This is a genomic window from Mucilaginibacter gossypii, from assembly GCF_900100945.1.
Lineage (GTDB): Bacteria > Bacteroidota > Bacteroidia > Sphingobacteriales > Sphingobacteriaceae > Mucilaginibacter > Mucilaginibacter gossypii.
In genome coordinates this window covers 23961-36010 of sequence record NZ_FNCG01000013.1, presented here as the reverse complement: position 1 = coordinate 36010, position 12050 = coordinate 23961, and the positions used below count along the sequence as shown (strand labels likewise).

Below are 12050 nucleotides of genomic sequence, written 5' to 3'. Positions count from 1 at the left end.
GGGTATTTGTTAAAAGCTATTTTATGATTAATTATTATAGGTGAATGGATTTTTGCCCGGATTGTTTTATATGCAATATAAACTTTTTGTTATTTAAAGTACCTGAAATCCTGACCGGCCTGAATATTTAGCAGAGACTCGTATATCAAACGGATCACGTTATCAACATCCTCTTTGTGGATCATCTCGACAGTGGTATGCATATAACGTAAAGGTAATGAGATTAATGCCGATGGCACGCCATCATTTGAGTAAGCAAAGGCATCGGTATCGGTCCCTGTTGACCGTGATGATGCCTGACGCTGGAACGGTATGCCCGCTTTTTGAGCACTTTCAATAAGCAGCTTATTCAGGTTGTTTTGTACTGCCGGAGCATATGATACAACAGGGCCTTTACCGCAGGCTAAGTCGCCCTGGGTAATTTTGTTAATCATTGGCGTTTGGGTGTCATGCGTAACATCGGTAACAATAGCCACATTGGGTTTAATTTTATGCGCTATCATTTCGGCACCGCGTAAACCTATCTCCTCCTGCACCGCGTTAACTATATATAAACCAAAAGGAAGTTTTACATTGTTTTCTTTAAGTAAACGGGCAACCTCGGCAATCATGAAGCCGCCTGCACGATTATCAAGCGCACGGCCAACATAATAGCGGTCGTTAAGCACCATAAATTCATCTTCGTAAGTGATAACACAACCTACGTGGATACCCAGTTTTTCAACTTCTTCTTTTGAGGTGCAACCGCAATCTAAAAAGATATTTTTAAGGGTAGGCGCTTCTTCTTTATCACCGCCCAGGCGGGTGTGGATAGCAGGCCAGCCGAAAACAGCTTTAACCACGCCATTATCGGTATGGATATTTACACGTTTTGAAGGCGCTATCTGATGATCGGAGCCGCCGTTGCGGATAACATATATTAAGCCATCGTTAGTGATGTAATTCACAAACCATGAAATTTCATCGGCATGAGCTTCAATAACTACTTTGTAATCGGCTTTAGGATTGATGATGCCAACCGCGGTGCCATAATTATCAACATAATGGGTGTCAATATAGGGCTTCAGGTATTCGAGCCAAAGCTCCTGGCCTTTCCATTCAAAACCTGTAGGTGAGGGGTTGTTGATATATTTTTCAAAAAACGCGAGTGAAGTTTCGTTTACAACGGACGTATGCTGTGGGGCGTCAGATTTCTTTTTGGCCATATTGAATTAATGTTTTCAATCTAAATGTAGTAATACAGCAAATATAATAAAGCTCATGACATTGCACTAAAATTAAGCCGGATATAAGCAGTAAATCAATTATATAAAATCATTATTAAACGTTTTTGAAAATATTTAGTCACAATGAAGGCGCTGGTTTGTTTTGATACAAAAATGACCGGTTATTTCATAAAGCTTTCATGCTTATGTTATACCTTTCCACGATATTTAATTTTTAATAAGGTGAAACTATTCAGGCTAACTTGTATCCTATTTGCGGCATGTTTTTTAGCGGCATGCAGCGTTCCTCAATATGTAAATGTTCCGGTTGATTACGCGCCGAAGCTGAATTTTAACAGGGCAAAAACAACCATCGTGGTCATTAACCACTACATGCCCGATTCGACCCGTAACCGCAATAAACGCGTATTAACTACATTTAAAGCCGCCGCTTATACCGCTATAAACCATGCAGCGGTACAGCTGCATGCGCTGCCCGGTGTAAAAGTTGTACAACTGGTTGACTCGGTTAACTTTACCGCCAATACCGATTCGGTGAAATTTCTGGCAAAAAAATACAACGCTTCTTATGTGCTCGCGTTTGAGGATTTTAAAGGCGAAACCAAATTGGAGCAGGATTATTATAACGGCGTACCGTCGGTTTACCGGGTATCGGTGGTTAAAACCAGCTTTACTCTTTACGAAGCCAATGGCATCTACTTTAAAAAGCTAAACGGTGAGGCTGAAATAAATGATAATAATCCTTATGGTAATGCATCCAGCTTACTTGCCCATGGCGGGCCGTTATTTGATGCTATCCGTAATTCGGCATTGGATGCCCTAAAGGATTACCTGCCGTACACCGATTATCATGACAGGCCCCTGTATACCAATGGCGACCAGCTAAGCAGCTCGGTAGAACTGATCAAAGCCGGTAAATTTGATAAGGCTTTCCAGCTATTAAACCCGCTTATTGACGGGCCCGACCTGAAGCTTGCCAGCCGCGCAGCTTACAACCTTGCCGTAGTATATGAGGCGCAGGGCGATATCGAGGCCGCACTTGAGGTGGCCAAGATCTCGAACCAGAAACAGCCCAATGATTTTGCCAAAGCTATTATTGTTGATTTGATGAAAGAGTAAAGTCCTCAAAACCTAAACCAACCTTATTACAAATACCTTGAAAAACTTATTTGCCATTTGTGTGCTCGTTGCCATGGGTTTGGCAGCCTGCAGTGTAAATTATGAAATTACAGTACCGGTTAATTACGCCCCTAAACTGGAATTGGGGCATAACGAAACCAAAGTTGTAGTAGTAAACAGGTTTACTGTTGACTCGGTAGCTAATAAAAATAAACGCAAACGAGCTGTACTTAAGGGCGGCGCTTACAGCGCTATTGCAATGGCAGCCAAACAGCTTGATATGCTGCCCCGCATCCAAACAACAGTACTTGCCGACTCTGTTAATTTGATTGCAGATACCACGCCAATAAAAACACTTGCCGAAAAATGCAATGCCAACTATGTTTTAACGCTTGACTCGCTTAGTGCCGATATCCCCGTAGAGCTTGTTGATACCATGGAAGTATATACCACGGTGGTTAATACAAGGTTTACTTTATACGAAAGCAACGGCAAGTATTTTAAAATTCTTAGAGGGAAAGCGAAGGATTTTCATTCGGAGAGCCGTTATTACGGTATAATTGCTGCCTTGCTGGTACATCCTACGGTAAAAGGCAATGGTGCGGCCATAAGCCAGTCGGCAGGTAATGCGGCTATTGATGCGATAAAGGATTATCTGCCATCTACATTAACTAACCAGCGGCAATTATATGCTGATAACGACAGCTTGAAGGTTGCTATTAACCACATGATAGCAAAGCGATATAATGAGGCCTTTAAAATACTGAATCCAATTATTGATGGGCCCGATCTTAAACTGGCCAGCCATGCGGCTTACAATTTGGCGGTGTTATATGAAGCACAGGGCGACATTGAAGAAGCTTTAAAGGCAGCAAAATTATCGAACGAAAAACAACAAAACGTTAAGGCGACTGCAATTATTCCTGATTTAGAGAAGGAGTAAGTTCTTTTTCGAGAATCTCATAATCGAAACCATTTTTTGAAAAGAAATTACCTGTGTGAATAAAACCAGCTTTGAGGTAAAATGGAATGGCCGATAACCTTGCGTTACACCACAGGCGGGTCCCCCCGCTTACAAGGACAAAATCGGTAATATGCTGCAATACCGCACGGCCTATTCCCATGTTTTGCATGGTTTCATCAACAGCAAATTTGCGAAACTGCCAATCGTTCCCTTTATTAAAGAGTGATACTACCGCTATGATATGATTATCTTTAAATGCAGCAAAGTGATACCCGTGGTTATCCTCCTCCATCTCCATTTCGTACAGCTTGCTTTCGGGGTATAATATACGTTGCCTTAACCGCCAGGTAAGCTCGGGACGGATTTGTTCGATAGAGATATTTTTCATTGCGGATTTCGGATGTTCGATTTCGGAATTAGAAACGCAAAGGTAAACAAATCTGATTTTCTATTGCCGAAGGCACAAATAATCACGGCGCTGGCGGCCGCACATACTTGCGCCAGCAAACAGCCAGAAAGGCAATTACGGCATCTACAATAAAAAAGAAATAAATCCGAAATCGAACATCCGAATTCCCAAATCTACAGTGGAATATTCCCGTGTTTCTTCCTTGGGTTGTTCACTACTTTATTTTCCAGCATTTTAAAAGCCTGGATCAATTTAATGCGCGTTTCGGCAGGTTCAATAACTTCGTCGATAAATCCGCGTTCGGCAGCACGGTAGGGATTGGCAAAGGTATCTGAATATAATTGTTCCATCTCCAGCCATTTGGCTTCATGGTCTTCGGCCTTCGTGATCTCGCGTTTAAAAATGATTTCGGCGGCACCTTTGGCTCCCATTACCGCAATCTCGGCCGATGGCCAGGCAAAGTTCATATCGGCACCAATATGTTTGGAGTTCATTACATCATAAGCGCCTCCATAAGCCTTGCGCGTAATTACAGTAACACGCGGAACGGTGGCTTCACAAAAAGCATATAACAGTTTAGCGCCATTGGTGATAATAGCATTCCATTCCTGGTCGGTACCGGGCAAAAAGCCGGGAACATCTTCAAACACCAGCAGCGGAATGTTGAAGGAATCGCAAAAGCGCACAAAACGTGCAGCCTTGGTTGATGAATGGATATCCAATACCCCGGCCAAAAAAGCGGGCTGATTAGCCACTATGCCAATACTGCGGCCTGCCAGGCGCGCGAAGCCCACCACAATGTTTTCAGCAAAATCTTTATGCACTTCCAAAAACGAAGCTTTATCGATGATATGATCAATAACCTCGCGGATATCATAGGGTTGTGAGGCTATTGATGGCAGGATGGTGTTTAACTCGGGCCTAAGCTCGTCGCCGTTTTCGTAGGGAGCGGCGGGAGCTTTATCCTCACAATTTTGAGGCATATAGCTCAGCAGGCTTTTGATATGCTGAATGGCGGCTATTTCATTGGCACAGGCAAAATGAGTAACGCCCGATTTGCTGGCGTGGGTATTGGCACCGCCCAGTTCTTCGGAGGTTACCACTTCATGCGTAACCGTTTTTACTACATTAGGCCCGGTAACAAACATGTATGAGGTATGCTCAACCATCAAAATAAAATCGGTAATAGCAGGCGAGTAAACAGCACCACCTGCGCATGGCCCCATAATAGCCGAGATTTGCGGGATAACGCCCGATGCCATGGTATTGCGGTAAAAAATATCGGCATAACCGCCAAGGGATACCACACCTTCCTGGATGCGCGCACCGCCCGAGTCATTAAGACCGATAAGGGGAGCGCCATTCTTTAGGGCGAGATCCATGATCTTGCAGATCTTTTCGGCATGGGTTTCGGAAAGCGAGCCGCCAAACACTGTAAAATCCTGGGAAAATACGTAGGTGAGCCGTCCGTTTATGGTGCCATAACCTGTAACAACACCGTCGCCGGGATATTTTTCTTTCTCCATGCCAAAATCAATGGAGCGGTGGGTAACCAGCATCCCTATCTCCTGGAACGAGCCTTCATCCAATAAAAAATGTAAACGTTCACGTGCCGTTAATTTTCCTTTTTTATGCTGACTTTCAATACGTACCGGGCCTCCGCCCTGCATGGCTTCATGACGTTTTAGCCTTAACAGATCAAGCTTTTTATCCACAATTCAGGTTGTTAGTAATTGTCTAAAAATAGTAATTATATTGTAAGAATAGCTTTTGCTTACTTATTCTGGTGGTTTAATAACGGATTTTTATATATTTGTGTTGATGAAGATCAGGAATAATAAAATATGGGTAGTGGCGCTGTTCATGACCGTCTTTGTAATAAAGATGGGCATTTCGCTTGCACCTGTTTTTTTATATCTTGATAATAAAACGGTAAGTGCGGTGATCCTTCAGTTGGAGCAGGAAAGCAAAACTGAAAAAGACAGCCCCGAAAAAGACCTTGTGAAAGAGAAAAAAATCTTCGATGAGTATGACCTTCATACCATAAACTTCATCACATTTATTGCCGAAACCAAAGTTCTCCACAACCAGGAAAACGCATTATATAAACAGGTTTATCACCCTGTAGTTCCTACACCCCCTCCAAACGCATAAGGTGAATTTAACCGGATACTTCCCTATCCGGATAGCAATGCTTTTTAATTCATTTTAACAATCTTACTCAATTTTCATTCTTATGCAAATCAAGCAAGGTGAGGCTGCTATGGGCAATCTCAACCTAAAAAAATATTTTCTGCCCAAAAATTTAAAAAGGGATATTCCTTCAAGTGTCGTTGTATTCCTGGTGGCTTTGCCGCTGTGTTTAGGTATAGCGCTGGCATCGGGAGCGCCGCTCTTCGCAGGCGTATTAACAGGCATTATTGGCGGTATAGTAGTAGGTACGCTTAGCGGCTCGCAACTGAGTGTGGCCGGTCCTGCGGCTGGTTTAACAGTAATTGTACTTAATGCCATTACTACGCTTGGCGCTTACGAAACCTTTTTAATGGCCCTGGTACTGGCGGGTGTTTTCCAGATCATACTTGGAATTGTTAAAGCCGGCACCATTGCCAATTACTTCCCGTCATCGGTTATTGAGGGGATGCTGGCAGCGATAGGTATTATTTTGATCATGAAGCAGTTTCCGCACGCGGTTGGCTATGATGCCGATTTTGAAGGCGATGAGGGCTTTCGCCAAATTGATGAACACAATACTTTTTCGGGTATAACACGGGCTTTCGCCAGGATAAACTATGGCGCAGTGATCATCAGCGTGGTGTCCCTGGCATTTATGATTTACTGGCCCAGGTTTAAAAAGCTGGCTATAGTTCCGGCTCCTTTATTGGTGGTACTGGCCGGTATCGGGCTAAGCCTCGCGTTTTCCGGAACAGGCCTTGCCTTGCTTGATAAGCAGTTTGTACGCATACCGCTGGTGAACAGCAGTGCCGAATTTTTTGCGCTGTTTAAATCGGCTGATTTTAGCCAGATAGGCAACAAGCAGGTTTGGATAACGGCTTTCACCATTGCGGTGGTTGCCAGTTTGGAAACACTGCTGAGCCTGGAGGCTGTAGATAAAATAGATCCTATCAAACGTATCTCGCCCACCAACCGCGAACTGCTTGCACAGGGAACGGCCAATATCGTTAGCGGTATGCTTGGCGGCTTACCCATGACGGCAGTAATTGTTCGTTCGTCGGCAAACGTAAATGCCGGTGCCCGCACTAAAGTGAGCGCCATACTGCATGGTATATTGTTATTGGTTGCTTTACTGGCGATACCGTCTTTAATTAACCATATCCCGCTGTCGTGTTTGGCAGCGATCCTGCTTATGACTGGGTATAAACTGGCTCGTATAAGCCTTTTCAAGCACATGTGGCACCAGGGCTTGAGCCAGTTTATCCCTTTCGTAGTTACCATTGTGGCCGTTGTTATGACCGATTTGCTTATTGGTGTGGGCATAGGCATGCTGGTGGGGATCTTTTATATTCTGCGTACCAACCTGCGTAACCCTTATTTCTATCACATTGAAAAAAATGGCAGCAAAAAAGTTATTAAGATTAAGCTGGCCGAGGAAGTATCCTTCCTGAACAAGGCTGCCATACAGGTAACGCTTACCAGCTTGCCACAAGGCGCCGAAGTGGTGATCGACGGAGCGAACTCAAGGTACATCGATCCGGATGTGCTGGAGATCATCCACAATTACAAGCACAATGCCTATACCAAGGGCATTATTGTGCAACTGAACGAAGTAAAGGACAAGTACGATGTACCTCCTTTAAAAGAACTGGTTTATAACCCTAACTAAAAAATCGAAAAACAATGTCAACACAAGAAAAAACAAACGGTAAAGCCGTAATAGATACAAACAATATTAAACTGGCCCAGTCAAGCAGTTACAGTGCTTTAATTAAAAACAACGCCGCCTGGGTTGAGCGTAAACTTGCCGAGGATGGTGAGTATTTTAAGAACCTGGCCAAAGGTCAGAGTCCTGAAGTGCTGTGGATAGGCTGCTCAGATAGTCGTGTTCCGGCTAATGAAGTAACCGGTACCAAACCCGGCGAAGTGTTTGTGCACCGCAATATTGCCAACGTATGCGTACACTCGGACATGAACATGCTGAGTGTGCTTGACTATGCCGTTAACGTACTAAAAGTAAAACATGTTATTGTTGCCGGGCACTATGGTTGCGGCGGTGTTGCCGCTGCTATGAGCAGCAAACAATTTGGCTTAATTGATAACTGGCTGCGCCATATTAAGGATGTGTACCGTTTGCATAGCCATGAACTTGACCGTATAACCGACGAGACCGCCAAAGTTAACCGCCTGGTTGAGCTTAACGTTACCGAGCAGGTATATAACCTGTGTAAAACCACCATTATCCAAAACGCGTGGAAAGAACGTCATGACCTTGAAGTACACGGTTGGGTAATTGACCTGGGCAGCGGCCTGGTTAAAGATCTGAAAGTTAGCAGCAGCAGCCCTCATAATTTAGGCTACGTATACGAGCTTGACGTTGAAGCTGTAGCAGCACACTAAAATATAATTTGATCAGTGCTTCCGACGCCGTAAGGGGCGTAGGGAGGTTTGATTGTTAAGTTGATCCCGGCTCTTAGGAAGTGGCCGGGATTTTTTTTAGCACCCCACCCAAACCCTCCCCGGAAGGGAGGGCTTAAAAATCTTTAATAAAAAATGTCATTTCGATAGAGCAGCGTGGGGATAGAGCGCAGGTGCGAAAGAGAAATCTTCTACGCCCTGTAAAGTGGATGCGCATAGTTCACGTATAAGATTTCTCCTCACTCCCCTCGCTTTTCACCGCATACTGATCGTCGAAATGACAATTTTTATATTTATTCCCAATTCGTTTAAAATATTATCCCTTGCATCAAACAAGCTTATATAAACGCGGTTAAGTTTTTTGTAATTTTAACAGAAACCCCTGCCGTGAAATATCTATGCTTAAAGCTGTAAAAGAACAACGTACCCTTAAAGAAAACCTGATGCTGGCTTCATCAACGGCATTTGTAGCAGGCGTTACCAATGTGGCGGGCATGCTGGCTTTTTTGGCTTTTACCTCAAATATTACCGGGCATGTGGCTAACCTCGCCAAACACATTATTGAACAAAACTACCGCCAGATGATCATATTTTTAGTTTGGCTGCTGATGTTCTTTGCCGGGGCTTTTGTATCCAGTTTTATTGTACGCTCATTTGATGATAAAAGCAGGTGGCGGGCAAACTCCACCCCAATGGTAATTGAAGCTGTTATTTTACTGGGAGTAGCCATTTACGGGCATAATTTTTACCGGGAAACACAGATGGAGCGCGAAATTGTGATCAGCGCTATTTTGTTTTCGATGGGATTGCAGAATAGCCTGGTTTCCAATATCTCGGGTGGCCTGATCAAATCGAGTCATTTAACCGGTTTATTTACCGACCTGGGCAGTGAGGTGGCCGAATGGTTCCATCCGCGTACCAAAAATACGGAAGCCGCCGGTAATAAAATACTGATCAGGTTTACGGTGCTTGGCTTTTACCTGTTCGGCGCACTGGCAGGCGGATACTTCTTTAACCTGTATGAGTTTGCCATATTTTATTTTATCCCTGTTATTTTGCTTACCATTATGTATTATGATGTTTCGCCACTTGCTTTGCATAAACTTAGCCGTATGTTTGCATCAGGCAGAAAACGTCAAACCGCATCTTAAAACATCAATTTTTTAAATATATGTGTGCTCAAATTCATGATACCAGTCATATCACCTATGAAGGCTTACTGGAAGGAAACAAAAAATTTATTGAAGGTGCTTTAGCCGAAGATCCTCTATATTTTGATAAACTGGCTAACGGGCAAAAGCCCCCTATACTTTGGATAGGCTGCGCCGACAGTCGCGTGCCTGCCAACCAAATCACCAATACCGCCCCGGGCGAGATCTTTGTACACCGTAACATTGCCAACATGGTTATCCACTCGGACATGAATATGCTGAGTGTGCTTGATTACGCGGTGAACGTATTAAAAGTGAAGCATGTAATTGTTACCGGTCACTACGGCTGCGGTGGTGTTAATGCGGCCATGGGCAATACCCAGTTTGGCCTGATTGATAACTGGCTGCGCCACATCAAAGATGTTTACCGCTTACATGCCGATGAGCTTGACGCCATTGAAAACGAAACCGAGCGCAGTAACCGCCTGGTTGAACTGAACGTGATAGAAAATGTGAACAACCTTTGCAAAACATCTATCGTGCAAAATGCCTGGAAAAATGGGCAGGAACTTTCGGTACACGGCTGGGTTTACAGCCTCAGCACCGGCCTTATCAACGATATGAAAGTAAGCACATCCAGCAATGAGAAAATGGATGCTGTGTTTAAATTTAAATAGTCGCCCCCCGGCCCCCTAAAGGGGGAGGAATAGAGGATAAATAGAAAAGCGATGAGTCTGTCGACTCATCGCTTTTCTATTTAAAAAAATGTCATTTCCTTTAAACCAAAGGAAATGACAAGTTGTTTTTGAGTTTTTTGCACAAAAAAAGCGATGAATTAATAAACTCATCGCTTTTTTATATCGTTGTCTATTGCTCCCCCTTTAGGGGGCCGGGGGGCTACACCTCCTTAGCCAAAAACGGGTACCTGTAATCCTTTGGTGGATCAAAGGTTTCTTTGATGGTGCGTGGCGATACCCAGCGAAGCAAGTTAATCATTGATCCGGCTTTATCGTTAGTGCCTGATCCCCTTGCGCCGCCAAATGGCTGCTGACCAACTACCGCTCCTGTAGGTTTATCATTAATGTAGAAGTTACCTGCCGCGTTGCGTAAACGGGTGGTAGCTTTTTCAATAGCATACCTGTCCTGCGAGATGATTGAGCCTGTAAGCGCGTAGATAGATGTTTTATCTACAACTTCAAGGATTTCATCAAATTTATCATCTTCGTAAACATATACTGTTAGTACCGGGCCGAAAAGTTCCTCGCACATGGTTACGTAGTACGGATCTTCGACTTTTAATACAGTTGGCTCTATGAACCATCCTTTGCTTTTGTCATAGCTGCCACCGGCAACAATTTCAACACCTTCGTCGGCTTTAGCAGCGTCGATGTATTTGGCCAGTTTATCAAACGATACTTCGGTGATCACGGCATTGATGAAGTTTTCAAAATCTTCTACCGGGCCAATTTTAAACGAAGTAATGTCACGCTGCATGTTTGCTTTTACCGCAGGCCACAATGAAGCCGGGATATAAGCCCTTGAAGCAGCCGAACATTTTTGTCCCTGGTATTCAAAAGCGCCGCGAACAAGGGCAGTGCTTACCACATCGGCGTTGGCACTCGGATGGGCAAGTACAAAATCTTTACCACCGGTCTCGCCTACAATACGTGGATATGTTTTGTATTTGTGGATATTGGTACCAATTGTTTGCCAGATGTTCTGGAACACTTTGGTTGAACCTGTAAAGTGTATGCCAGCAAAATCAGGGTGGTTAAAGATCACCTCGCCTGCAACAGGGCCATCAACATAAATCAGGTTGATAACGCCATCGGGTACGCCGGCTTCTTTAAAAATCTTCATGATCACGTTAGCAGCGTAGATTTGCGTATAAGCAGGTTTCCAAACCACTACATTGCCCATCATGGCTGCAGATGCAGGCAGGTTCCCGGCAATAGCCGTAAAGTTGAATGGCGTAAGCGCGAACACAAACCCTTCAAGCGGGCGTTGTTCTACACGGTTCCAAACACCTTTGCCCGATACCGGCGGCTGTTGTTTGTAAATCTCGGTCATGTACTCCACATTGAAACGCAGGAAGTCGATCAGCTCGCAAGCCGAATCAATCTCGGCCTGGTAAGCGTTCTTTGACTGACCAAGCATAGTGGCTGCATTGATTTCGGCACGGTATGGACCGGCTATCAGTTCGGCGGCTTTCAGGAATATAGCAGCACGCTGTTCCCAGGCCAGGCTTTCCCAGTCGGCTTTGGCTGCAAGGGCTACATCAATAGCGGCTGTGACGTGACTTGCATCACCTTCGCTGAAGGTAGCCAGCAAATGTTTATGATCATGCGGCGGACGAATTTCCAACTTGGTGTTGGTACGTACTTCCTTGCCGCCAATGTACATAGGTATATCTAATTGTTGGGCACGACCGGCTTCTAAAGCTGCCTTAAGCGCCACACGCTCCAAACTCCGCGGACCGTAATTTAAAACGGGCTCATTTATCGGTGCCGGAACATTAAAAAATCCTTTAAGCATAGATGATAATTTATGTTGCCGCAAAGATAGGGATTTTGCAGGGGAAGGTTGGGTAG

The 12050-nt window shown here is 44.4% G+C and carries 11 protein-coding genes; 7 read left to right on the top strand and 4 right to left on the bottom strand.

Translation table 11 applies throughout. The features are described from left to right. Positions 1–89: 89 nt before the first annotated feature. Entirely contained in the window at positions 90–1205 is a 1116-nt protein-coding gene (locus BLS28_RS21080) for a M42 family metallopeptidase (protein WP_091172072.1), read from the bottom strand. Between the two features lie 243 nt (positions 1206–1448). Here BLS28_RS21080 and BLS28_RS21075 point away from each other — a divergent pair, with 243 nt between their 5' ends. Further along, positions 1449–2345, top strand: coding sequence for a DUF6340 family protein (locus tag BLS28_RS21075; RefSeq protein WP_129568388.1), 897 nt, complete (start codon positions 1449–1451; stop codon positions 2343–2345). A gap of 37 nt (positions 2346–2382) precedes the next feature. Next, a complete protein-coding gene (locus BLS28_RS21070) occupies positions 2383–3288 on the top strand; it encodes a DUF6340 family protein (protein WP_143020835.1) in 906 nt (301 codons plus the stop codon). On the opposite strand, the gene BLS28_RS21065 is transcribed toward BLS28_RS21070, so the two are convergent. Both BLS28_RS21065 and BLS28_RS21060 read right to left on the bottom strand, forming a co-directional pair. Continuing rightward, positions 3263–3697, bottom strand: coding sequence for a GNAT family N-acetyltransferase (locus BLS28_RS21065; RefSeq protein WP_091172066.1), 435 nt, complete (start codon positions 3695–3697; stop codon positions 3263–3265). The genes BLS28_RS21070 and BLS28_RS21065 overlap by 26 nt on opposite strands. A gap of 194 nt (positions 3698–3891) precedes the next feature. Beyond that, positions 3892–5433, bottom strand: coding sequence for an acyl-CoA carboxylase subunit beta (locus BLS28_RS21060; protein ID WP_217633227.1), 1542 nt, complete (start codon positions 5431–5433; stop codon positions 3892–3894). 106 nt (positions 5434–5539) lie between these two features. On the opposite strand from BLS28_RS21060, the gene BLS28_RS21055 reads away from it, so the two are divergent. The 5 genes from BLS28_RS21055 (at position 5540) to can (BLS28_RS21035) (ending at position 10136) form a co-directional block, all read left to right on the top strand. Then, the gene (locus tag BLS28_RS21055; protein ID WP_091172064.1) at positions 5540–5872 is read left to right on the top strand and encodes a hypothetical protein; all 333 of its coding nucleotides are present in this window, start codon (positions 5540–5542) and stop codon (positions 5870–5872) included. An 82-nt stretch (positions 5873–5954) separates the two neighbouring features. Continuing rightward, a complete protein-coding gene (locus BLS28_RS21050) occupies positions 5955–7559 on the top strand; it encodes a SulP family inorganic anion transporter (protein ID WP_256337500.1) in 1605 nt (534 codons plus the stop codon). Positions 7560–7573: 14 nt separating this feature from the next. Continuing rightward, positions 7574–8290, top strand: a complete 717-nt coding sequence (gene can, locus BLS28_RS21045) for a carbonate dehydratase (RefSeq protein ID WP_091172062.1) — start codon at positions 7574–7576, stop codon at positions 8288–8290. A gap of 416 nt (positions 8291–8706) precedes the next feature. Further along, entirely contained in the window at positions 8707–9459 is a 753-nt protein-coding gene (locus BLS28_RS21040) for a YoaK family protein (protein ID WP_091172060.1), read from the top strand. Positions 9460–9479: 20 nt separating this feature from the next. Beyond that, a complete protein-coding gene (gene can, locus BLS28_RS21035; protein WP_091172058.1) occupies positions 9480–10136 on the top strand; it encodes a carbonate dehydratase in 657 nt (218 codons plus the stop codon). A gap of 220 nt (positions 10137–10356) precedes the next feature. Here can (BLS28_RS21035) and pruA read toward each other — a convergent pair whose 3' ends face one another. Beyond that, positions 10357–11994, bottom strand: a complete 1638-nt coding sequence (gene pruA / locus BLS28_RS21030) for an L-glutamate gamma-semialdehyde dehydrogenase (protein WP_091172057.1) — start codon at positions 11992–11994, stop codon at positions 10357–10359. Positions 11995–12050 lie beyond the last annotated feature (56 nt).

Excerpts from the sequence above, each read along its gene's own strand:
- BLS28_RS21080 (WP_091172072.1), bottom strand. The coding sequence starts at position 1,205 with ATGGCCAAAAAGAAATCTGACGCCCCACAGCATACGTCCGTTGTAAAC.
- BLS28_RS21065 (WP_091172066.1), bottom strand. The coding sequence starts at position 3,697 with ATGAAAAATATCTCTATCGAACAAATCCGTCCCGAGCTTACCTGGCGG.
- BLS28_RS21055 (WP_091172064.1), top strand. The coding sequence starts at position 5,540 with ATGAAGATCAGGAATAATAAAATATGGGTAGTGGCGCTGTTCATGACC.
- BLS28_RS21050 (WP_256337500.1), top strand. The coding sequence starts at position 5,955 with ATGCAAATCAAGCAAGGTGAGGCTGCTATGGGCAATCTCAACCTAAAA.
- can (WP_091172062.1), top strand. The coding sequence starts at position 7,574 with ATGTCAACACAAGAAAAAACAAACGGTAAAGCCGTAATAGATACAAAC.
- BLS28_RS21040 (WP_091172060.1), top strand. The coding sequence starts at position 8,707 with ATGCTTAAAGCTGTAAAAGAACAACGTACCCTTAAAGAAAACCTGATG.
- can (WP_091172058.1), top strand. The coding sequence starts at position 9,480 with ATGTGTGCTCAAATTCATGATACCAGTCATATCACCTATGAAGGCTTA.
- pruA (WP_091172057.1), bottom strand. The coding sequence starts at position 11,994 with ATGCTTAAAGGATTTTTTAATGTTCCGGCACCGATAAATGAGCCCGTT.